The following is a 21247-nucleotide window of genomic DNA, read 5'->3' as shown; positions in this document are numbered from 1 at the left end:
AATGCGCCCGATCCCTTAAGGTAGGGCGCCAAACGGATCAACCGGCCGGCCGCCTGGCCGTAGACCCAAGACGGATGCCTATGAACCCGAATTTCCTCGATTTCGAACAGCCGATTGCCGACCTGCAAGCCAAGATCGAAGGGCTGCGCCTGGTGGGTAACGACAACTCGCTGAACATCAGCGATGAAATTGCCCGTCTGCAAGACAAGAGCAATACCCTGACCGAAAGCATCTTCGGCAACCTGACCAGCTGGCAGATCGCCCGGCTGGCCCGTCACCCGCGTCGTCCATACACCCTGGACTACCTGCAGCACATCTTCACCGAATTCGAAGAGCTGCACGGTGACCGCCACTTCTCCGACGACGCCGCGATCGTGGGCGGTACCGCTCGCCTGGATGGTCAGGCGGTAATGGTCATCGGCCACCAGAAGGGCCGTGAAGTGCGCGAGAAAGTGCGCCGCAACTTCGGCATGCCACGCCCGGAGGGCTACCGCAAGGCGTGCCGCCTGATGGAAATGGCCGAGCGCTTCAAGATGCCGATCCTGACCTTCATCGACACACCGGGCGCCTACCCGGGCATCGACGCCGAAGAGCGCAACCAGAGCGAAGCGATCGCCTGGAACCTGCGCGTCATGGCGCGCCTGAAGACGCCAATCATCGCCACCGTGATCGGTGAAGGTGGTTCTGGCGGTGCGCTGGCCATTGGTGTGTGCGATCAGCTGAACATGCTGCAGTACTCCACCTACTCGGTGATCTCGCCAGAAGGTTGCGCTTCGATCCTGTGGAAGACCGCCGACAAGGCTGCCGATGCCGCCGAGGCCATGGGCATCACGGCCGAGCGCCTGAAGAGCCTGAACATCGTCGACAAGGTCATCCAGGAGCCGCTGGGTGGCGCCCACCGTGACCCGGCGCAGATGGCGGAAAGCATTCGTGCTGATCTGGTGCAGCAGTTGGACATGCTTGGCAAGCTTGATAATGACGCGCTGTTGGCCCGTCGCTACGAGCGCCTGATGAGCTACGGCCTCTGATGCATCACTGGGGCCGCTTTGCGGCCCCAGCGATTCCAAGCCGTGTGAGGCCCTCATGCTCAACCTCACCCCCTGGCTTCAAGCCCCCACCTGGCACGTCGCTTTCTCCGGCGGCCTCGACTCTACCGTCCTCCTGCACCTGCTGGCCGATTACGCCCGTACTCACCCAGCGCCTCCTCTGCACGCCATCCATATCCATCACGGTCTACAGCCTGCGGCTGACGCCTGGCCGGCGCACTGCACGCATGTCTGCGCCACGCTGGGCATCCCGCTCAGCGTGATGCACGTCCAGGTCGCGCCCGGTGCCAGCCTCGAGCAGGCTGCCCGCGATGCCCGTTACGCGGCATTCAAGCAACTGCTCGGCCCCGGTGAAGTGCTGTTCACCGGGCAACATCGCGAAGACCAGGCAGAAACCTTGCTCTTTCGTCTGTTGCGTGGCACCGGCCTGCGCGGTTTGGCCGCGATGCCGGCCGAGCGGGCGCTGGGGCAGGGCACGCTGGCCAGGCCACTGCTGGCGATTGCGCGCCAACAGTTGCAGGCGTATGCCCAAGCCCAGGGGGTGAGCTGGATTGAAGACCCCTCTAACAGCGACACCGCCTTTGCCCGCAATTATTTGCGCGGCGAAGTGTTCCCCGTGCTGCAGCAGCGTTGGCCGCAGGCCAGCCAGAACCTGGCCCGTTGCGCCGAGCACCTGGGTGAAGCGCTGGGGCTGCTGGATGAAGTGGCCCAGGCCGATCTGGCCAAGGCCGGGGAGGGCGCTGCTGCGCCCTGGGCGCGGCTGGATTCCCTCGACCTTGCGGTGCTCACGGCGCTGACGCCCGCTCGTCAGCGCAATGCCCTGCAATACTGGCTCAGCGCTCGCACCCGGTTGCCCGACGCGCGTCACTGGGCTGGCTGGGCCGATCTGCGTGATGCCGCAGCCGACGCCCAGCCGGTCTGGCGCCTGGCCGACGGCCGGTTGCTGCGCAGCAACGGCCGTATCTGGTGGTTGAGCGGTGACTGGCTGCAGGCACCGCAAGGCGAGTTCGCCTGGCCCGAGCCCTCTGCGGTGCTGGCACTGCCAGGCAACGGCAGTGTGCGGTTGACTGCGTCCCAGCCCCTGGCCGGGCTGTGTATCCGCTATCGTCAGGGCGGTGAAGTGCTTGAACTTGCAGGGCGTGGCCGGCGCGACCTGAAGCGCTTGCTCAACGCACTGCAGGTGCCGCATTTCGTGCGTGCGCGCCTGCCATTGCTGTATCAGGGCGAGCGCTTGCTGGCAGTGGCCAATCTGCCCGAACTCGGCCAGGCGGATTGCCAGCTGCATTGGCTGCCTCCGACGAACGCGCAAGGTTTGAGCTGAAGGGTACATTCCGGTAGACTACCCTCCCTTCTTGATACAACTTCTGTGCGTTCCTCGGAAACACAGCAGTTGCCGATTACCACGCAGTTTTTTGCTGGGCTGATTCTGGAAATGACGAGCGAGCTCCATGCCGGGGATACCCTGGTTTGTACAGACGCGGCAGTTTTTCGAGATGCACTGTGATTGACGCAGGTGATCGGGGGCTTCGGCCTTCCTTCGCTTTCTCCGGCGGCGCTGGCCGCCTTAACGCAGACTTCTAGGGTTTTTCATGACGCGCTACATATTCGTCACGGGCGGTGTTGTTTCTTCATTGGGGAAAGGCATTGCCTCGGCTTCCCTGGCGGCCATCCTGGAAGCGCGGGGGCTCAAGGTCACCATGCTCAAGCTGGATCCGTACATCAACGTCGATCCTGGCACCATGAGTCCGTTCCAGCACGGTGAAGTCTTCGTCACCCATGATGGCGCCGAGACTGACCTTGACCTGGGCCACTACGAGCGGTTCATCCGCACGACCATGACCCAGAACAACAACTTCACCACTGGCCGCATCTACGAGCACGTGCTGCGCAAAGAGCGTCGTGGTGACTACCTGGGCGCGACCATCCAGGTCATCCCGCACATCACCGACGAGATCAAGCGTCGCATCATCAAGGGTGCCGGCGATGCCGACGTGGCCCTGGTGGAAATCGGCGGTACCGTCGGCGACATCGAGTCGCAGCCGTTCCTCGAGGCCATCCGCCAGTTGCGTTTCGAAGTCGGCGCCAAGCGCGCGATGCTGATGCACCTGACGCTGGTTCCGTACATCGCCACTGCTGGCGAGACCAAGACCAAGCCTACCCAGCACTCGGTCAAGGAGCTGCGCTCCATCGGCCTGCAGCCTGACGTGCTGGTATGCCGCTCCGATCACCCGATCGACAGCTCGTCGCGTCGCAAGATCGCCCAGTTCACCAACGTTGAAGAGCGGGCGGTGATTGCGCTGGAAGACGCCGATACCATCTACAAGATCCCGGGCATCCTGCATGCTCAGGGCCTGGATGATTTCGTCACCGAGCGCTTCGGCCTGCAGTGCAACAGCGCCGACCTGTCCGAGTGGGACAAAGTGGTCGACGCCAAGCTCAACCCAGAGCACGAAGTGACCATCGCCATGGTCGGCAAGTACATGGAGCTGCTGGATGCGTACAAGTCGCTGATCGAAGCGATGAGCCACGCCGGCATCACCAACCGTACCAAGGTCAACCTGCGCTATATCGACTCCGAAGACATCGAGAACCAGGGCACCAGCCTGCTCGAAGGCGCCGATGCCATTCTGGTACCGGGCGGTTTCGGCCTGCGCGGCGTCGAAGGCAAGATCACTGCGGTGCAATACGCCCGTGAGAACAAGGTGCCGTACCTGGGTATTTGCCTGGGCATGCAGGTTGCCGTGATCGAGTTCGCCCGTAACGTGATGGGCTGGAAGGACGCCAACTCCACCGAGTTCGACCGCAACAGCGGCCACCCGGTCGTCGGCCTGATCACCGAGTGGGCCGATGCCACCGGTGCCGTCGAGACCCGCACCGAAGCCTCCGACCTGGGCGGCACCATGCGCCTGGGCGCACAGGATTGCCAGATCGTCTCGGGTTCCAAGGTTCACGACTGCTACGGCAAGGACGTGATCACCGAGCGTCACCGTCACCGCTACGAAGTGAACAACAACCTGCTGCCACAGCTGCTCGACGCTGGCCTGGTGGTCTCCGGTCGTTCCGAAGACGGCGCGCTGGTGGAAGTGGTCGAGTCCAAGGACCACCCATGGTTCGTCGCCTGCCAGTTCCACCCGGAGTTCACCTCGACCCCGCGTGACGGCCACCCGCTGTTCAGTGGCTTCGTCAAGGCAGCCCTGGCTCAGAAGAACAAGGCCTGATCAATGACCCAGAAGATCATTCGCGTCGGTAACATCGAGATCGCCAACGACAAGCCGTTCGTCCTGTTCGGCGGCATGAACGTTCTGGAGTCCCGTGACCTGGCCCTGAAGGTCTGCGAAGAGTACGTGCGGGTGACCGAGAAGCTCGGTATCCCGTACGTGTTCAAGGCCAGCTTCGACAAGGCCAACCGTTCGTCGGTGGCGTCCTACCGTGGCCCGGGCATGGAAGAGGGGCTGAAGATCTTCGAAGAGATCAAGCGCACCTTCAACGTGCCGGTGATCACCGACGTGCACGAGCCTTACCAGGCCGAGCCGGTGGCCAAGGTCTGCGACATCATCCAGTTGCCGGCCTTCCTGTCGCGCCAGACCGACCTGGTGGTGGCCATGGCCAAGACCGGCGCGGTGATCAACATCAAGAAAGCTCAGTTCCTCGCACCCCAGGAGATGAAACACATCCTGGCCAAGTGTGAAGAGGCCGGTAACGATCAGTTGATCCTCTGCGAGCGTGGTTCGAGCTTCGGCTACAACAACCTGGTAGTGGACATGCTCGGCTTCGGCGTCATGAAGCAGTTCGAGTACCCGGTATTCTTCGATGTGACCCACGCCCTGCAAATGCCGGGCGGCCGCTCGGACTCTGCCGGTGGCCGCCGCGCCCAGGTCACCGACCTGGCCAAGGCCGGCATGAGCCAGGGCCTGGCTGGTCTGTTCCTCGAGGCCCACCCCGATCCGGACAACGCCAAGTGCGATGGTCCATGCGCCCTGCGCCTGGACAAGCTGGAGCCGTTCCTGGCCCAGCTCAAGCAATTGGACGACCTGGTGAAAAGTTTTCCGACGGTAGAAACCGCGTAAAGCTCATTTCTCGGGTAAAGTACCGCCCGTTCTCTCCCTGACCGTTTGGTCAGGGAGTGCTTTTATCAGGCCTGCCTGCTGCATACCCCGCCTGGTGAAGTGCAAGGATTTCCTAAGCTGCGTTGTTTTCGTCAATTCTGGAGTGCTTACAACAATGGCAAAAATCGTCGACATCAAAGGTCGTGAAGTTCTCGATTCGCGTGGCAACCCCACCGTGGAAGCCGATGTACTGCTCGACAACGGCATCATCGGTAGCGCTTGCGCGCCGTCCGGTGCTTCTACCGGCTCGCGCGAAGCGCTGGAGCTGCGTGATGGCGACAAGAGCCGTTACCTGGGCAAGGGCGTGCTGAAGGCCGTCGCCAACATCAACGGCCCGATCCGCGACCTGCTGCTGGGCAAGGACCCTTCCGAGCAGAAGGCTCTGGACCGCGCCATGATCGACCTGGACGGTACCGAGAACAAAGCCAAGCTGGGCGCCAACGCCATCCTGGCTGTTTCCCTGGCTGCCGCCAAGGCCGCTGCCCAGGACCAGGACCTGCCGCTGTACGCGCACATCGCCAACCTGAACGGCACCCCGGGCCAGTACTCGATGCCGGTTCCGATGATGAACATCATCAACGGTGGCGAGCACGCCGACAACAACGTCGATATCCAGGAGTTCATGGTGCAGCCGGTTGGCGCCAAGACCTTCTCCGACGGCCTGCGCATGGGCACCGAAATCTTCCATCACCTCAAGGCGGTACTGAAGGCTCGCGGCCTGAACACTGCCGTTGGTGACGAAGGCGGCTTCGCGCCGAACCTGGCGTCCAACGAAGACGCCCTGGCGGCCATCGCTGAAGCCGTGGAAAAAGCAGGCTATAAGCTGGGCACCGACGTGACCCTGGCCCTGGACTGCGCGGCTTCCGAATTCTACGAAGACGGCAAGTACAACCTGTCCGGCGAAGGCAAGTCGTTCGACGCCGAAGGCTTTGCCGACTACCTGAAAGGCCTGACCGAGCGCTTCCCGATCATCTCGATCGAAGACGGCCTGGACGAGTCCGACTGGGCTGGCTGGAAGATCCTCACCGACAAGATCGGCGAAAAGGTGCAACTGGTCGGTGACGACCTGTTCGTGACCAACACCAAGATTCTCAAGGAAGGCATCGAGAAGGGCATCGGTAACTCGATCCTGATCAAGTTCAACCAGATCGGTTCGCTGACCGAAACCCTGGAAGCCATCCAGATGGCCAAGGCTGCCGGCTACACCGCGGTGATCTCGCACCGTTCCGGTGAAACCGAAGACTCGACTATCGCCGACCTGGCCGTGGGTACTGCTGCCGGCCAGATCAAGACCGGTTCGCTGTGCCGTTCCGACCGCGTTTCGAAGTACAACCAACTGCTGCGCATCGAAGAGCAACTGGGTGCCAAGGCGGTTTACCGTGGTCGTACCGAGTTTCGCGGTTAAGCAAGAGATGGTAAAAAGACAGCAGCCGGAGCTGTCGGAACATTCGTACTGAATGTTCCTACACTTCCAACGGGTTTCTGTCGACGAAGCCTGGCCTCGGCCAGGCTTCGTGCTATTCGAGGCCCCGAAGTGAACAGTACGCGGCGGTCTTTTTAACCTGGATACCTTGATGCGCAGTCCCTATTGGTTGTTCCTCGTTCTGCTTCTGCTGTTGGGTGGCCTGCAGTACCGCCTTTGGGTGGGCAACGGCAGCCTGGCGCAAGTGACCGAGCTCAAGCAGCAGATCGCCGAGCAGCATGCCGAAAACGAGCGTCTGCTTGAACGTAACCGCGTGCTTGATGCAGAAGTCCTGGAGTTGAAGAAAGGTATGGAGACCGTGGAAGAACGGGCTCGTCATGAATTGGGGATGGTCAAAGAGGGCGAAACCCTCTTCCAGTTGCCGCAAAAATGACTGATACATTACCGGCCTTCTGGGCCGTGATTCCTGCTGCGGGCGTTGGTGCCCGCATGGCTGCCGACCGCCCCAAGCAGTACCTGGAGCTGGCCGGGCAGACTATTCTCGAGCACAGCCTCGACTGTTTTCTTGGCCACCCCACGCTCAAGGGCGTGGTGGTCAGCATTGCCGAAGATGACCCGTACTGGCCCGGCCTGCGCTGCGCCAGCGACCCGCGCATCCAGCGCGCGGCGGGTGGCCGCGAGCGCGCCGACTCGGTGCTCAACGCCTTGCTGCTGCTGCATGCGCAAGGGGCTTCGGACAACGACTGGGTACTGGTGCACGATGCTGCGCGGCCGAACCTTGCGCGTACCGACCTGGACAAACTGTTGTCAGCATTGGCCAATGACCCTGTTGGCGGCCTGTTGGCAGTACCGGCACGCGATACATTGAAGCGTGCCGATGCTACGGGTCGGGTCACGGCCACCGTAGACCGCAGCACCATCTGGCAGGCCTATACACCGCAGATGTTCCGCCTCGGCGCCTTGCACCGAGCGCTGGCCGAGTGCTTGGTTTCCGATGTGGTGGTCACCGACGAGGCGTCAGCCATCGAATGGTCCGGCCAGGCGCCGCGGCTGGTCGAGGGCCGCAGCGACAACATCAAGGTGACCCGGCCGGAAGATTTGGAGTGGTTGCGCCAGCGCTGGGCTGGGCGGCGCTGAAGTCAGCCCAGTCGATACTCCGGCAACCCCGCCAGCCCTTCTTTCAGGTAATCCACCAGCCGCCGAACCTTCGGCGACAGATGCCGTTGCTGTGGGTACAGCGCCCACACTGCCGTATTCGGTGGCTGATGTGCCTCCAGCAGTGACACCAGCGCACCGCTGTTGAGGTGCTCCAGCACGTAATAGTCCGGCAATTGGCACAGGCCCATCCCCAGCAAAGCCGCGTCCAGCACGGCTTGCCCGCTGTTGCAGCGCCAGTTGCCCTGCACCCGCTGGCTGATCTCGCGGCCGTCCTGCAGCAGCGCCCACAGGTCCGAACTGCCAATCAGGCAGTTGTGCCGGGCCAGTTCCGACAGACTGTGCGGCCGACCGTAGCGCTCCAGATAAGCCGGCGAGGCGCACAGGAACATGCGCCGCGGTGCCAGGCGGGCGGCAACCAGCCTGGAGTCGGCCAGCCGGCCGAGGCGAATGGCCAGGTCCATGCCTTCATGCAGCAGGTCCAGCGTGCGGTTGCTCAGTTCCACTTCAACCCGCAGTTGCGGGTACTGCGCCATGAAGCGCGTCACCAGTGGCACGATGAAACGCTCGCCATAGGCCACTGCACAGGTCATGCGCAGCAAGCCTTTGGGCTCGCTGGCCAGGTCGCCCATCGCGCGCAGGGCTTCTTCACGGCCATCCTGCAGGCGTTGGCAGTGCTGCAGGAACGTCTGCCCGGCTTCGCTCAAGGTGACGCGCCGGGTGCTGCGGTACAGCAGGCGCGTCTGCAGACGCTCCTCCAGCCGCGCGATCTGACGGCTGATATGCGAGGACGACACACCCAGGCGCTCAGCTGCGGCGGTGAACTGGCCAGACTCGGCCACCGCAACGAATTCGTCGATGCCTTCCCAGCGGCTGCTCATTGATTATCCCTGCATGGCAATAATGTTTTGTCTTTGTCTGGATTATTCATCAAAAAAGCATGAATTACACTGCGAGACTGAACTGACCTTCTGTCTGGAGACCTTTGATGATCAAGTCCCGTGCTGCCGTAGCCTTCGAAGCCAAGAAACCCCTGGAAATCGTCGAAGTGGACGTGGCCATGCCCAAGGCCGGCGAAGTGCTGCTGCGCGTGGTTGCCAGCGGTGTCTGCCACACCGACGCCTATACCCTGTCCGGTGCTGACCCGGAAGGGATCTTCCCCTCGATCCTTGGCCACGAAGGTGGCGCGATCGTCGAGGCGGTGGGCGAGGGCGTGACCTCCGTGGCCGTGGGCGATCATGTCATTCCGCTCTACACCCCGGAGTGCGGCCAGTGCAAATTCTGCCGTTCGGGCAAGACCAACCTGTGCCAAGCCATTCGCGCCACCCAGGGCAAGGGCCTGATGCCCGACGGCACCACGCGCTTCTCCTACAAAGGCCAGCAGCTGTTCCACTACATGGGCACGTCGACCTTCTCCGAGTACACCGTGCTGCCGGAAATTTCCGTGGCCAAGATCCAGAAGGAAGCCCCGCTGGAGAAGGTCTGCCTGCTCGGTTGCGGCGTCACCACCGGTATCGGTGCCGTGCTCAACACCGCCAAGGTCAAGCCCGGTGATACCGTGGCCATCTTCGGCCTCGGCGGCATCGGCCTGTCGGCGATCATCGGCGCAGTCAAGGCCAAGGCTTCGCGCATCATCGCCATCGACATCAACCCGGCCAAGTTCGAAATCGCCCGCCAGCTGGGTGCCACCGACTGCATCAACCCGAAAGAGTACGACCGCCCGATCCAGGAAGTGATCGTCGACCTCACCGATGGCGGCGTGGACTTCTCCTTCGAGTGCATCGGTAACGTGCAACTGATGCGCGCGGCCCTGGAGTGCTGCCACAAGGGCTGGGGCGAGTCGGTCATCATCGGTGTTGCCGGTGCCGGCCAGGAAATCGCCACCCGTCCGTTCCAACTGGTGACCGGTCGCGTCTGGCGCGGTTCGGCGTTCGGTGGTGTGCGCGGGCGCAGCGAGCTGCCAAGCTACGTCGACATGGCCGAGAAGGGCGAGATCCCGCTGGATACGTTCATCACCCACACCATGGGCCTGGAAGACATCAACAAGGCCTTCGACCTGATGCATGAAGGCAAGAGCATCCGTAGCGTGATCCACTTCTGAGGTCTGCCATGAGCCTGGACAACATCTCTTGCCAGAAGAGCTTCGGCGGCTGGCACAAGCGGTACCGTCATCACTCCAAGGTGCTCGGCTGCGACATGGTGTTTGCCGTGTACCTGCCGCCACAGGCCGAACAGGGCGCGAAGCTGCCGGTGCTGTACTGGCTCAGCGGCCTGACCTGCACCGACGAGAACTTCATGCAGAAGGCCGGCGCCCAGCGCCTTGCTGCCGAGCTTGGGCTGATCATCGTCGCGCCCGACACCAGCCCGCGTGGCGAGCAGGTGCCCGGCGACCCCGACGGCGCGTGGGACTTTGGCCTGGGGGCCGGCTTCTACCTCAATGCCACCCAGCAACCCTGGGCGCAGCATTACCGTATGCATGACTACGTGGTGGAGGAACTGCCAGCCCTGATCGAGGCGCACTTCCCGGCGTCCGACCAGCGCAGCATCAGTGGCCACTCGATGGGGGGGCATGGCGCATTGGTGTGTGCCTTGCGCAACCCGGGGCGCTACCGCTCGATATCGGCGTTTTCGCCGATCAGCAACCCGATGGATTGCCCGTGGGGCGAAAAGGCCTTCAGCCGCTTCCTGGGTGACGATCGTGCACGCTGGCGCGAGTGGGATGCCAGTGTGCTGCTGGCGGAAACGCCTGCAGGTAGCTGCCCACCGTTGCTGGTGGATCAGGGCGACCGTGACGACTTCCTCGAGAAGCAGCTCAAACCCGAGGCGCTGGAGCAAGCGGCGCGCAAAGGTGGGCACGCGCTGACCCTGCGTCTGCAGCCTGGCTATGACCACAGCTACTACTTCATCGCCAGCTTCATCGACGCGCACTTGCGTCATCACGCGGCGGCACTGGGCCGGGTATAAGCGCAGCCCCAATACGGCACAAAGCAGGTAGAATCACGCCCTGACTCAATCAGGGCGTTTTTCTATGCGTATTGGCCATGGCTACGATGTGCACCGTTTCTGTGACGGTGATTTCATTACCCTGGGCGGGGTCCGTATCCCCCACAAACATGGCCTTCTGGCCCACTCCGACGGTGACGTGCTGCTGCACGCTCTGAGCGATGCCTTGCTCGGCGCCGCTGCGTTGGGTGACATCGGCAAGCACTTCCCCGACACCGACCCGCAGTTCAAGGGCGCCGACAGCCGTGCCTTGTTGCGCCATGTGGTCGGCATCGTCCAGGCCAAGGGCTGGAAGGTGGGCAATGTCGACGCCACCATCGTCGCCCAGGCACCGAAAATGGCGCCGCACATCGAGACCATGCGCCAGTTGATCGCCGAGGACCTGCAGGTGGAACTCGACCAAGTCAACGTCAAGGCCACCACCACCGAGAAGCTGGGCTTCACCGGCCGTGAGGAGGGTATCGCCGTGCACGCGGTGGCCCTGCTGCTGCCAGCATGACCGAACTGGAACTGCTGGGCCCGCGCGCATCGGGCGAACCCCTGGGGACTGCGGTACTCAAGGCCGTGGCTGAAGACTTCCAGGTCGACGAGGTGCTGGACATTCCGTTGTCCGGCCAAGGTGAGCACCTGTGGCTGTGGGTTGAAAAACGCGACCTCAACACTGAAGAAGCCGCCCGCCGACTGGCCCGCGCCGCTGGCGTACCGGCCCGTTCGATCAGCTATGCCGGGCTCAAGGACCGCCAGGCCCTGACCCGTCAGTGGTTCAGCCTGCACCTGCCCGGCAAGGCCGACCCCGACCTGTCGCGTGCCGAGGATGCCAGCCTGCGCGTGCTCAAACAGGTACGCCACCAGCGCAAGCTGCAGCGTGGCGCGCATTCGGCCAACGGCTTCACCCTCCGCCTGACCGGCCTTGCCGCCGATCATCAGGCGCTGGACGCGCGCCTGGAAGCGCTCAAGCAGCACGGTGTGCCGAACTACTTCGGCAGCCAGCGCTTCGGCCATGCTGGTGGCAATGTCCACGACGCGCTCGACTGGGCCGCACGCAAAGCCCTGCCCGAGCAGCGCAACGTGCGTTCGCGCCTGCTCTCGGCGGGGCGCAGCTACCTGTTCAACCAGATCCTCGCCGCCCGTGTTGCCGAGGGTAGCTGGGCACGTGCGCAGGTCGGGGACCTCCTGGCATTCACCACTAGCCGTAGTTTCTTTCCTGCTACAGAGCAGGAATGTTCAGATCCGCGGCTGGATATTCTCGATCTGCATCCCACCGGTGCGTTGTGGGGCGAGGGCGAAACGCCCGCCGCGGGTGCCACTGGCGAGTTGGAAGCTGCAGTCGCGGCGCGGCAGCCGGCACTTTGTCATTGGCTGACCCAAGCGGGCATGGATCACGAACGGCGCATTCTGCGGCTCCCTATTGGCGGCCTGACGTGGCATTATCCGGAGCCTGATATCCTGCAACTGGAATTCGTCCTTCCGGCCGGATGCTTCGCCACCGTAGTAGTGCGCGAAGTCGTGGATCTGGTGCCGGCAGGGCAGACGGACAGCCCATGCGTATTCTGATTTCGAACGACGACGGTGTTACCGCACCAGGCCTCGCCGCGCTGCATGCTGCGCTGGTGGATTACGCCGAGTGCGTGGTAATTGCCCCGGATCAAGACAAGAGCGGCGCCAGCAGTTCGCTGACGCTGGACCGGCCGCTGCATCCGCAGACCCTGGCCAACGGCTTCATCAGCCTCAACGGCACGCCGACCGATTGCGTGCACCTGGGGCTCAACGGGCTGTTGGCGCAGGCGCCGGACATGGTGGTGTCGGGGATCAACCTGGGGGCCAACCTGGGCGACGACGTGCTGTATTCGGGTACCGTCGCTGCCGCGCTGGAAGGCCGCTTCCTGGGCAACACGTCGCTGGCGTTTTCGTTGCTGTCGCGCCAGCCCGACAACCTGCCCACCGCAGCCTACATCGCCCGGCGCCTGGTGGAGGCGCAGTCGCGCCTGCAGTTGCCGCCGCGTACCGTGCTCAACGTCAACATCCCCAACCTGCCGCTGGAGCATATCCGTGGCATCCAGCTCACCCGCCTCGGTCACCGGGCGCGAGCGGCGGCACCGACCAAGGTGGTCAACCCGCGCGGCAAGGAAGGTTACTGGATTGCCGTGGCCGGTGATGCGGAGGACGGTGGCCCTGGCACGGACTTCCACGCGGTGATGCAAGGCTACGTATCGATCACCCCGCTGCAGCTCGACCGCACCTTCAATGATGCTTTCGAACAGCTCGACGGTTGGCTGGAGGGCCTGCTCTGATGCGCGAGGACGATATGCTGCGCCGGGGTATCGGCATGACCTCCCAGCGCACCCGGGAGCGGCTGATACAGCGCCTGTGCGAGGAGGGCGTGGCGAACACCAAGGTGCTCGACGCGATCCGCCGTACCCCGCGCCACCTGTTCGTCGACGAGGCCTTGGCGCATCGCGCCTACGAAGACACCGCACTGCCTATCGGCCACAACCAGACCATCTCGCAGCCGTTCATGGTGGCGCACATGAGCGAGCTGCTGCTTGAAGCCGGGCCGCTGGACAAGGTGCTGGAGATCGGCACTGGCTCGGGTTACCAGACGGCGATACTTGCCCAACTGGTCGAGCGGGTGTTCTCGGTGGAGCGCATCAAGGTGCTGCAGGATCGCGCCAAGGAGCGCCTGGTGGAGCTGAACCTGCGTAACGTGGTGTTCCGCTGGGGGGATGGTTGCGAGGGCTGGCAGGCGCTGGCACCCTACAATGGCATCATCGTCACCGCAGTGGCGCCCGAAGTGCCACAAGCACTGCTCGACCAGTTGGCGCCAGGCGGGCGCATGGTGATCCCGGTGGGCCCGGCAGGCGAGGCGCAGCAGTTGATGCTGATCGTGCGCGAGGAGCACGGGTTCTCCCGGCGTGTCCTCGGGGCCGTGCGCTTCGTGCCGTTGCTCAATGGCCCGCTGGCCTGAACCACGGAATATTTACGGCAGCGACGAATTCTTGCGCCATCGCCCTGTCTATCTGGCGGGGTGATCCGCTATGGCGCTGCCGGTAGCGGCCCTTTGCAGCCGTCCACCTAATGCAGGTGGGCTCGGTTATAATTGCAACAATATTGCATTTCTTATCGTTATTTCGGTATTCGGCACCATGAGGGGAGCGCGGGTGGGGCACACAGGCATTCGGCAGCGCAAGGATTGGGCGGGTTTCAAGCTTCTGGTGCTTGCACTGGCCATGGGCACCTTGCTGGCGGGTTGCTCCAGCACCAGCTCGACGAGTGCGCGGGTGGTCGACCGTAACAATGCAGCGCCCAAGCGGCCGACGGTGACCTCCGGGCAATACATCGTCAAGCCGGGCGATACGCTGTTCTCCATCGCCTTCCGTTACGGCTGGGACTACAAGGAGCTGGCTGCCCGTAACGGCATCCCGGCGCCTTATACCATTCGCCCCGGCCAGCCGATTCGATTCAGCAGCGGTTCCACGGGCAGCACCACGGTGGTGTCCAGCCCGTCGTCCTCGAGCAAGACCACGGTCATCCGTCGGCCTGTTGGCAGCGCCGGCAGCGCACCTGCCAGCACCACCAAGCCGGCAACCACGGCCCCGACAACCCCTGCGCCGGTGGTGGCTACCGTGCCGGCTGCAGAGCGTGCGGTGGGGGGCTGGACCTGGCCGGCCAACGGCGTGCTGATTGGAAAATTTGCTTCAAACGGTAGTTTGAATAAAGGCATTGATATCGCCGGTGATTTGGGACAGCCTGTTTTTGCTGCGTCTGGTGGTGCAGTGGTCTACGCCGGGAGTGGCTTGCGGGGCTACGGCGAGCTGATCATCATCAAGCACAGCGATACCTACGTCAGTGCCTACGGTCACAACCGCAGGCTTTTGGTTCGGGAGGGGCAGCAGGTCAAGGCTGGGCAGTCGATTGCTGAAATGGGGTCCACGGGCACTGATCGGGTGAAGCTGCATTTCGAGATTCGCCGCCAGGGCAAACCCGTCGATCCACTCCAGTTCCTGCCACGCCGTTGATTGTTGTACCCGGCCTGTTCCTGTGATGTAGAGGGGACAGGCTCCAGCGCTGCCAGGGATACAGGTGCCGCTCGAGTCTGAGTTCGAACTCAGCAAAGGACTATAACAATGGCTCTCAATAAAGAAGCGCCGGAGTTTGACATCGACGATGACGTCCTCCTAATGGAGACGGGCATCGTTTTGGAAACGGATGTGGTGTCAGACGAACCTGCTGTACCTTCGGTTCGGACCAGGGCCAAGTCCGGCTCTTCGCTCAAGCAGCACAAGTACATCGATTACACTCGGGCACTTGATGCTACCCAGTTGTACCTCAACGAAATCGGCTTCTCGCCTCTGCTGTCGCCGGAGGAGGAAGTGCATTTTGCGCGCCTGTCGCAAAAAGGCGACCCCGCCGGCCGCAAGCGCATGATCGAAAGCAACCTGCGCCTGGTGGTCAAAATTGCCCGTCGTTACGTGAATCGCGGCCTGTCGTTGCTCGACCTGATCGAGGAAGGCAACCTGGGGCTGATCCGCGCAGTCGAGAAGTTCGACCCGGAGCGTGGTTTCCGTTTCTCGACCTATGCGACCTGGTGGATTCGCCAGACCATCGAGCGGGCGATCATGAACCAGACCCGCACCATTCGCCTGCCGATCCATGTGGTCAAGGAGCTCAACGTTTACCTGCGTGCCGCGCGGGAGCTGACCCAGAAGCTCGACCACGAGCCTTCGCCAGAAGAAATCGCAACCTTGCTGGAGAAGCCTGTCGCTGAGGTCAAGCGCATGCTGGGGCTCAATGAGCGGGTTTCTTCGGTGGACGTTTCCCTTGGCCCAGACTCGGACAAGACGCTGCTCGATACCCTCACCGATGACCGCCCGACCGACCCGTGTGAGCTGCTGCAGGATGACGACCTGTCGCAGAGCATCGATCAGTGGTTGGGTGAGCTGACCGACAAGCAGCGCGAGGTGGTAGTGCGTCGCTTTGGTCTGCGCGGGCACGAGAGCAGCACCTTGGAGGATGTTGGCCTGGAGATCGGCCTGACCCGTGAGCGTGTACGGCAGATCCAGGTAGAGGGGCTCAAGCGTCTGCGCGAGATCCTCGAGAAGAACGGTCTGTCCAGCGAGTCGTTGTTCCAGTAACACGCTGTTCGCAAGCACAAGACGCCCCGACAGTTCGGGGCGTTTTTGTATGCGCGCAACAGCACTGCTGCACCGTAGCTGCCAGCCGGCATTGTGTAATGCGCCACCCCAGTAACATTGCGTGTAAGCGATTGCTTACTTGTTTTGTAAGCTATCTATGCAACCATCAGTAAATCATTGTCGTTTTCAGATCCGGTTTAATCCTAACTCATTGAAAAACATGATTTATTTGGATGCGAGGAAATGTGTCCGCGGCAATATCCTGTGAGGTTCTGCGGTTGTCTGCCCCCCTGAAATCGCTAGTATTCGAACTGTGCACACGGACATGCACAGGCTTTCAGGGAGAAGGCCAAGGACATCGCAAGAAGCGATTTCATCAGGACGATGTTTGGGACAATCAGGGACTACGGAAAAAAATGTGGGCGGGTCAAACCGCCCCTTTTTTTGCCTGCTGAAAATGAAAAAAGGCCCGCATGGGCCTTTTTCGTTTCCGGGCGCTATCAGCGCTCCAGGTCTGCAATCTTGCCAGTCTTGCCATCCCACTCTTCAGCGTCGGGCAGGGCGTCCTTACGCTCGGTGATGTTTGGCCAGATTTCCGCCAGTTCGGCGTTCAGCTCGATGAAGTTCTCCATGCCCGATGGCACTTCGTCTTCCGAGAAAATGGCTTGCGCTGGGCATTCCGGCTCGCACAGTGCGCAGTCGATGCACTCGTCCGGGTGGATGACCAGGAAGTTCGGGCCTTCGTAGAAGCAGTCCACCGGACAGACTTCCACGCAGTCGGTGTATTTGCATTTGATGCAGTTGTCGGTGACGACGAAGGTCATTTCTAGTTCTCTCCTCAGGCGACGGCGGCGGCCCTTCCTCTCAGGGCCGCGCGGTTTACGGGTATGTGGCTGCAGGCCAGGCTAATAACCTGCAGCACCAGCAAACCGCGGCGGATTCTACCAGCTTGTAGTGGGCGCCGTTATAACAGGTTCTTTAGTTGATATAGCATTTCGATAGCTTGGCGAGGGGTCATGTCGTCCAGGTCCAGCTTGCCCAGCTTCTCGATGGCCGGGTGTGGCAGGCTGGCGAACAGATCGCTCTGGTGCGGGACGTGTAGCGCGTCCTTGGCCTTGATGCTGTGCGGCTGCTCGTGTGGCAGGCTCGCCGTTTCCAGGCGGCCCAGGTGCTCGCGGGCACGCTGGATCACGGCAGTGGGCACCCCGGCCAGTTGTGCCACGGCCAGGCCGTAGCTTTGGCTGGCAGGGCCTGGCAGTACGTGGTGCAGGAAGACGATTCGCTCGTTGTGTTCGGTGGCATTCAAGTGCACGTTGGCCACCAGCGGTTCGCTCTCCGGTAGTACCGTGAGTTCGAAGTAGTGCGTGGCGAACAGCGTGTAGGCCCGCAGCTGGGCCAGGCGCTCGGCGGCGGCCCAGGCCAGCGACAGGCCGTCGAAGGTGCTGGTGCCGCGGCCTACTTCGTCCATCAGCACCAGGCTGCGGTCGGTGGCGTTGTGCAGAATATTGGCGGTTTCACTCATCTCGACCATGAAGGTCGAGCGCCCGCCGGCCAGGTCATCACTGGAGCCGATACGGGTGAAGATACGGTCCACCAGCGACAGCTCGCACTGGGCTGCCGGTACGAAGCTGCCGATGTGCGCCAACAGTACGATCAGTGCGGTCTGGCGCATGTAGGTGGACTTACCGCCCATGTTCGGGCCGGTGATGATCAGCATGCGGGTGCTGTTGTCCAGGCCCAGGTCGTTGGCCACGAACGGCGTGGTCAACACTTGCTCGACCACCGGGTGCCGGCCCTGTTCGATGCGCAGGCACGGCTCGTCGACGAAGCGGGGGCAGTTCAGGTCGAGGTTCAGTGCGCGCTCGGCGAGGTTGCTCAGCACGTCCAGCTCGGCCAGGGCGGCGGCGCTGTCCTGCAGCGGTGCCAGGTGGCTGATCAGGGTTTCGAGCAAGGCATCGTAGAGCATCTTCTCGCGGGCCAGGGCGCGGCTCTTGGCCGACAGTGCCTTGTCCTCGAACGCCTTGAGCTCCGGCGTGATGAAGCGCTCTGCGCCCTTGAGGGTCTGGCGGCGAATGTAGTCGCCAGGGGCCTGTTCGGCCTGCTTGGTCGGCAGCTCGATGAAGTAGCCGTGCACGCGGTTGTAGCCGACCTTTAGGTTGGCAAGGCCGGTACGGGCTTTCTCGCGGGCTTCCAGGTCGATCAGGAACTGGCCGGCGTTCTCGCTGATCGCCAGCAGCTCGTCCAGCTCATTGTCGTAGCCGGCCTTGAGCACGCCGCCGTCACGGATCACCGCCGGCGGGTTGTCGACCACTGCCCGCTCCAGCAGGCTGGCCAGCTCCGGGTAGGTGCCGGTAATGGCCGCCAGGCGCGCCAGGTGCGGGGCTTCCAGCTCGGCCATGGCGTTCTGCAGCTCGGGCAGGGCGCCGAGGGCATCACGCAGGCGGGCGAGGTCGCGTGGCCGGGCATTGCGCAGGCCGATACGGGCGAGGATCCGCTCGATATCGCCAATTTCCTTGAGCTGCGGCTGCAGTTTTTCGAAGCGGTAGCCGTCGAGCAGGCAGCGGATCGAGTCCTGGCGCGCCTGCAGCACCTTGAGGTCACGCAGCGGGCGGTTCAGCCAGCGGCTCAGCAAGCGGCTGGCCATGGCGGTCTGGCAGCGGTCGATCACCGACTGCAGGGTGTTGTCGCGCCCGCCCGCCAGGTTGATGTCCAGCTCCAGGTTGCGGCGGCTGGCGCCGTCGAGGATCACCGTGTCGTCCAGGCGTTCGTGGCGCAGGCTGCGCAGGTGCGGCAGGGCGGTACGCTGGGTTTCCTTGGCGTAGGTCAGCAGGCAGCCGGCAGCGCCAATGGCCAGGGTCAGCTTGTCGCAGCCAAAGCCCTTGAGGTCTTTGGTTGCGAACTGCTGGCACAGCGCCTTGCGTGCCGAGTCGCGGTCGAAGTCCCAAGGCGCACGGCGTCGCGCGCCGGGGCGCTTCTCGGCGGGCAGGTCACGCGGCCAGTCGTCGGGGATCAGCAGCTCGACCGGGTTGATGCGTTCGAGCTCGGCCAGCAGGTTTTCCCAGCCCTTGATCTCCTGCACGCTGAAGTTGCCACTGGTGATATCCAGCACCGCCAGGCCAAACAGGCGCTCATCGCCCAGCAGGGCGGCGATCAGGTTGTCGCGGCGCTCGTCGAGCAGCGCTTCGTCGCTGACCGTGCCGGGGGTGATGATGCGCACCACCTGGCGTTCCACCGGGCCCTTGCTGGTGGCAGGGTCGCCAATCTGCTCGCAGATCACCACCGATTCGCCGAGCTTGACCAGTTTGGCCAGGTAACCTTCGAGCGAATGGAAGGGAATGCCGCACATGGGGATGGACTGGCCGGCCGACTGACCGCGCGCGGTCAGCGTGATATCCAGCAGTTTCGCGGCTTTCTTCGCATCTTCGTAGAAGATCTCGTAAAAGTCGCCCATGCGGTAGAACATCAGCTGGTCCGGGTGCTGGTGCTTCAGCTTCCAGTACTGCTGCATCATCGGGGTGTGTGCGGAGAGATCAGACATTCAGGGCCTTACAGCGGGTGATCTGGTTGGCGATGGTAAAACCGGCAATGGTACAGGCTTTTTCATCCAGATGCAGGCGGCTGCGGTAGGGCATGTGCGCGCAGTTCGGCGGGCAGTGATGGAGCTTCGCCGATTACTCCACTAGAATGCTCGGCCTTTTTGCCTGCCCCCAGCCGTGACGTAGATGAACCTGTCCAACAGTGTCCCTTATGTAAAGCAACAGCTGATCTACCTCCTTTATGGTGAGCGCCGGATTTATCAGCTGGAGGCCAAGTTCAGCATCCTCACAGCCCTGGCTCGCTGCAAGCCGGCCGAGCTGCCGGTAATCCGTGTGCTGACCGACCAGCCGCAGGCCTTCGCAGGGTGGCCCGTCGAGGTGATCGCGCTGGATGAGCAGACTCTGCACGCCTGGACCGGGGACGGTGGCTACACGCATCGGCGCAAGGCCTGCGCCATTGCCCATGCCGGGCAATGGGCGGACAAGACGGTGTTCATCGATACCGACACGGTTTTCCTGCAATCGCCGCAGAAGCTGTTCAGCCAGGTAGATGTCGGGCAGTACCTGGTAGACGAAATCGAGATGAGCTGGGCCGAGGCGTCACGCAGTGACTACTACCGGGGCTTCACCACAGGGCTTGCCCGTGATGGCGCTGCGCCGGCCGCCGAGCTGCAGCTGTGCAACAGCGGCGTCATGGGCTTTACCCGTGACAACGCCGGTATCGCCGAGCGTGCGATCCAGCGTATCGATGCATGGACGCCCTACGCGCAAGCGTTGCACACCATCGAGCAGATCGCTTTCTCGTTCGAGTTGCACGGGGCGCAGATCAACCAGGCGCGTGGCGTGATCAGCCACTACTTTGCAATGAAGCAGTACATCCACGCCATCCTCGAGATCTTCTTCGCCCGTCACGGTGAACACTTTGCTGCCAAGATGCCTGGCCTGGCCTTGAAGGTGCCGGCGCATCGCCCGGTGCCGTCCTGGCTCAACCGGCTATCGGTCAAGTGGAGCCTCAAGCGCGTGCCACCGGAGCTGCGCGGTATCGGCCGCAAACTTCTTTATGGCAGTGTCCTCGGCAGTGACGATTACCAGCGTGCTTGCAAGGTGATCTGGTGGCGCTCGGCGATCGAGGACATGCGCAAGCTGGGCGGCCTGGATTGGAGCCAGGAGTGGCCAGCCGGGCTGCCTCGCCTTGGGCAGCGCGACGAGCTTGCGTTCAGCGCGATTGCCCGGGACAGCCTGAAGGTTTCCTGAGGCCTACGGGTCATGGGGTGGTAGGGTAGTGCCCAGTCTTCAAGGAGCCTGCCATGGACCCGATCACCACCCTTGCCGCCCGCCTGGGCGAACACCTGCGCCGCTTCAATGCCCAGGTGACCACCGCCGAATCCTGCACCGGCGGCGGCATCGCCGAGGCCATCACCCGCATCCCCGGCAGTTCGGCCTGGTTCGAAGCCGGCTACGTGACCTACTCCAATGCCCAGAAAACCCGCCAGCTGGGGGTGCCCGAGGCGCTGTTCGGCCAGGTGGGTGCGGTCAGCCAGGAAGTGGTCGAAGCCATGGCCCGCGGGGCGCAAGCCGCCAGCGGCGCACGGTTTGCCGTGGCGGTGAGCGGGGTGGCTGGGCCAGACGGTGGCTCGCCGGCCAAACCGGTGGGCACCGTGTGGCTGGCCTGGGCCGATGGCAGCCATGTCTTCAGCGAACGCCGCCAGTTTGACGGCGACCGCGATGCGGTGCGCCGACAAACGGTGATCGCCGCGCTAGACGGCTTGTTACAGCTTGGTGCCGAGTAAATCGACGACAGGGGTTTGCTCGCGCGCTTCGCTGTGGAATAATACTGGCTACTTAT

At 62.9% G+C, this 21247-nt stretch carries 20 protein-coding genes; 17 read left to right on the top strand and 3 right to left on the bottom strand.

Annotated elements, in window-relative coordinates:
• Nucleotides 1-80 precede the first annotated feature (80 nt).
• From DJ563_RS15265 to ispD, 7 genes are all read left to right on the top strand, one after another.
• Nucleotides 81-1028, top strand: coding sequence for an acetyl-CoA carboxylase carboxyltransferase subunit alpha (locus tag DJ563_RS15265; protein WP_033700869.1), 948 nt, complete (start codon nt 81-83; stop codon nt 1026-1028).
• Nucleotides 1029-1083: 55 nt separating this feature from the next.
• A complete protein-coding gene (tilS, locus tag DJ563_RS15260; RefSeq protein WP_434517976.1) occupies nt 1084-2367 on the top strand; it encodes a tRNA lysidine(34) synthetase TilS in 1284 nt (427 codons plus the stop codon).
• Between the two features lie 268 nt (nt 2368-2635).
• On the top strand, nt 2636-4264 hold the full coding sequence (locus tag DJ563_RS15255; protein WP_033700866.1) for a CTP synthase: 1629 nt from the start codon (nt 2636-2638) through the stop codon (nt 4262-4264).
• 3 nt (nt 4265-4267) lie between these two features.
• On the top strand, nt 4268-5113 hold the full coding sequence (gene kdsA / locus DJ563_RS15250) for a 3-deoxy-8-phosphooctulonate synthase (RefSeq protein ID WP_033700864.1): 846 nt from the start codon (nt 4268-4270) through the stop codon (nt 5111-5113).
• 154 nt (nt 5114-5267) lie between these two features.
• Nucleotides 5268-6557, top strand: coding sequence for a phosphopyruvate hydratase (gene eno / locus DJ563_RS15245; RefSeq protein ID WP_274099753.1), 1290 nt, complete (start codon nt 5268-5270; stop codon nt 6555-6557).
• Between the two features lie 169 nt (nt 6558-6726).
• On the top strand, nt 6727-7008 hold the full coding sequence (ftsB, locus tag DJ563_RS15240; protein ID WP_004375443.1) for a cell division protein FtsB: 282 nt from the start codon (nt 6727-6729) through the stop codon (nt 7006-7008).
• Entirely contained in the window at nt 7005-7712 is a 708-nt protein-coding gene (gene ispD / locus DJ563_RS15235) for a 2-C-methyl-D-erythritol 4-phosphate cytidylyltransferase (protein WP_274099754.1), read from the top strand. Before ftsB ends, ispD begins: the two co-directional genes overlap by 4 nt.
• A gap of 2 nt (nt 7713-7714) precedes the next feature.
• On the opposite strand, the gene DJ563_RS15230 is transcribed toward ispD, so the two are convergent.
• Nucleotides 7715-8611 (bottom strand): LysR substrate-binding domain-containing protein, encoded by an 897-nt coding sequence (locus DJ563_RS15230; RefSeq protein WP_186654503.1) that lies wholly within the window; start codon nt 8609-8611, stop codon nt 7715-7717.
• A gap of 107 nt (nt 8612-8718) precedes the next feature.
• On the opposite strand from DJ563_RS15230, the gene DJ563_RS15225 reads away from it, so the two are divergent.
• From DJ563_RS15225 to rpoS, 8 genes are all read left to right on the top strand, one after another.
• Complete coding sequence (locus DJ563_RS15225) at nt 8719-9831, top strand: S-(hydroxymethyl)glutathione dehydrogenase/class III alcohol dehydrogenase (protein ID WP_033700860.1); 1113 nt, start codon at nt 8719-8721, stop codon at nt 9829-9831.
• Between the two features lie 8 nt (nt 9832-9839).
• Nucleotides 9840-10694, top strand: a complete 855-nt coding sequence (gene fghA, locus DJ563_RS15220) for an S-formylglutathione hydrolase (protein WP_274099755.1) — start codon at nt 9840-9842, stop codon at nt 10692-10694.
• Between the two features lie 64 nt (nt 10695-10758).
• Entirely contained in the window at nt 10759-11232 is a 474-nt protein-coding gene (ispF, locus tag DJ563_RS15215) for a 2-C-methyl-D-erythritol 2,4-cyclodiphosphate synthase (protein WP_274099756.1), read from the top strand.
• A complete protein-coding gene (truD, locus tag DJ563_RS15210; RefSeq protein ID WP_274099757.1) occupies nt 11229-12287 on the top strand; it encodes a tRNA pseudouridine(13) synthase TruD in 1059 nt (352 codons plus the stop codon). The genes ispF and truD overlap by 4 nt, the downstream gene beginning before the upstream one ends.
• The gene (surE, locus tag DJ563_RS15205) at nt 12275-13024 is read left to right on the top strand and encodes a 5'/3'-nucleotidase SurE (RefSeq protein WP_274099758.1); all 750 of its coding nucleotides are present in this window, start codon (nt 12275-12277) and stop codon (nt 13022-13024) included. Before truD ends, surE begins: the two co-directional genes overlap by 13 nt.
• A 35-nt stretch (nt 13025-13059) precedes the next feature.
• A complete protein-coding gene (locus tag DJ563_RS15200; protein ID WP_162181156.1) occupies nt 13060-13698 on the top strand; it encodes a protein-L-isoaspartate(D-aspartate) O-methyltransferase in 639 nt (212 codons plus the stop codon).
• A gap of 193 nt (nt 13699-13891) precedes the next feature.
• Complete coding sequence (locus DJ563_RS15195) at nt 13892-14749, top strand: peptidoglycan DD-metalloendopeptidase family protein (protein WP_047581647.1); 858 nt, start codon at nt 13892-13894, stop codon at nt 14747-14749.
• Nucleotides 14750-14857: 108 nt separating this feature from the next.
• Complete coding sequence (gene rpoS / locus DJ563_RS15190; protein ID WP_033700853.1) at nt 14858-15865, top strand: RNA polymerase sigma factor RpoS; 1008 nt, start codon at nt 14858-14860, stop codon at nt 15863-15865.
• 500 nt (nt 15866-16365) lie between these two features.
• Here rpoS and fdxA read toward each other — a convergent pair whose 3' ends face one another.
• Together fdxA and mutS are read right to left on the bottom strand one after the other, a co-directional pair.
• Complete coding sequence (gene fdxA, locus DJ563_RS15185) at nt 16366-16689, bottom strand: ferredoxin FdxA (protein WP_027595821.1); 324 nt, start codon at nt 16687-16689, stop codon at nt 16366-16368.
• A 140-nt stretch (nt 16690-16829) separates the two neighbouring features.
• On the bottom strand, nt 16830-19403 hold the full coding sequence (mutS, locus tag DJ563_RS15180; protein WP_434517975.1) for a DNA mismatch repair protein MutS: 2574 nt from the start codon (nt 19401-19403) through the stop codon (nt 16830-16832).
• Between the two features lie 184 nt (nt 19404-19587).
• Here mutS and DJ563_RS15175 point away from each other — a divergent pair, with 184 nt between their 5' ends.
• Nucleotides 19588-20655, top strand: coding sequence for a hypothetical protein (locus tag DJ563_RS15175; protein WP_434517974.1), 1068 nt, complete (start codon nt 19588-19590; stop codon nt 20653-20655).
• Nucleotides 20656-20708: 53 nt separating this feature from the next.
• Nucleotides 20709-21191, top strand: coding sequence for a CinA family protein (locus DJ563_RS15170; RefSeq protein WP_434517973.1), 483 nt, complete (start codon nt 20709-20711; stop codon nt 21189-21191).
• Nucleotides 21192-21247 lie beyond the last annotated feature (56 nt).

Source organism: Pseudomonas sp. NFX1, from assembly GCF_051123555.1.
Lineage (GTDB): Bacteria > Pseudomonadota > Gammaproteobacteria > Pseudomonadales > Pseudomonadaceae > Aquipseudomonas > Aquipseudomonas capeferrum.
Note: the sequence above shows the minus strand (reverse complement) of the source record. Positions and strands in the feature narration are given on the sequence as shown.

Coding starts and splice junctions, on each gene's coding strand:
- DJ563_RS15265 (WP_033700869.1), top strand. CDS start 81: ATGAACCCGAATTTCCTCGATTTCGAACAGCCGATTGCCGACCTGCAA.
- tilS (WP_434517976.1), top strand. CDS start 1,084: ATGCTCAACCTCACCCCCTGGCTTCAAGCCCCCACCTGGCACGTCGCT.
- DJ563_RS15255 (WP_033700866.1), top strand. CDS start 2,636: ATGACGCGCTACATATTCGTCACGGGCGGTGTTGTTTCTTCATTGGGG.
- kdsA (WP_033700864.1), top strand. CDS start 4,268: ATGACCCAGAAGATCATTCGCGTCGGTAACATCGAGATCGCCAACGAC.
- eno (WP_274099753.1), top strand. CDS start 5,268: ATGGCAAAAATCGTCGACATCAAAGGTCGTGAAGTTCTCGATTCGCGT.
- ftsB (WP_004375443.1), top strand. CDS start 6,727: ATGCGCAGTCCCTATTGGTTGTTCCTCGTTCTGCTTCTGCTGTTGGGT.
- ispD (WP_274099754.1), top strand. CDS start 7,005: ATGACTGATACATTACCGGCCTTCTGGGCCGTGATTCCTGCTGCGGGC.
- DJ563_RS15230 (WP_186654503.1), bottom strand. CDS start 8,611: ATGAGCAGCCGCTGGGAAGGCATCGACGAATTCGTTGCGGTGGCCGAG.
- DJ563_RS15225 (WP_033700860.1), top strand. CDS start 8,719: ATGATCAAGTCCCGTGCTGCCGTAGCCTTCGAAGCCAAGAAACCCCTG.
- fghA (WP_274099755.1), top strand. CDS start 9,840: ATGAGCCTGGACAACATCTCTTGCCAGAAGAGCTTCGGCGGCTGGCAC.
- ispF (WP_274099756.1), top strand. CDS start 10,759: ATGCGTATTGGCCATGGCTACGATGTGCACCGTTTCTGTGACGGTGAT.
- truD (WP_274099757.1), top strand. CDS start 11,229: ATGACCGAACTGGAACTGCTGGGCCCGCGCGCATCGGGCGAACCCCTG.
- surE (WP_274099758.1), top strand. CDS start 12,275: ATGCGTATTCTGATTTCGAACGACGACGGTGTTACCGCACCAGGCCTC.
- DJ563_RS15200 (WP_162181156.1), top strand. CDS start 13,060: ATGACCTCCCAGCGCACCCGGGAGCGGCTGATACAGCGCCTGTGCGAG.
- rpoS (WP_033700853.1), top strand. CDS start 14,858: ATGGCTCTCAATAAAGAAGCGCCGGAGTTTGACATCGACGATGACGTC.
- fdxA (WP_027595821.1), bottom strand. CDS start 16,689: ATGACCTTCGTCGTCACCGACAACTGCATCAAATGCAAATACACCGAC.
- mutS (WP_434517975.1), bottom strand. CDS start 19,403: ATGTCTGATCTCTCCGCACACACCCCGATGATGCAGCAGTACTGGAAG.
- DJ563_RS15175 (WP_434517974.1), top strand. CDS start 19,588: ATGAACCTGTCCAACAGTGTCCCTTATGTAAAGCAACAGCTGATCTAC.
- DJ563_RS15170 (WP_434517973.1), top strand. CDS start 20,709: ATGGACCCGATCACCACCCTTGCCGCCCGCCTGGGCGAACACCTGCGC.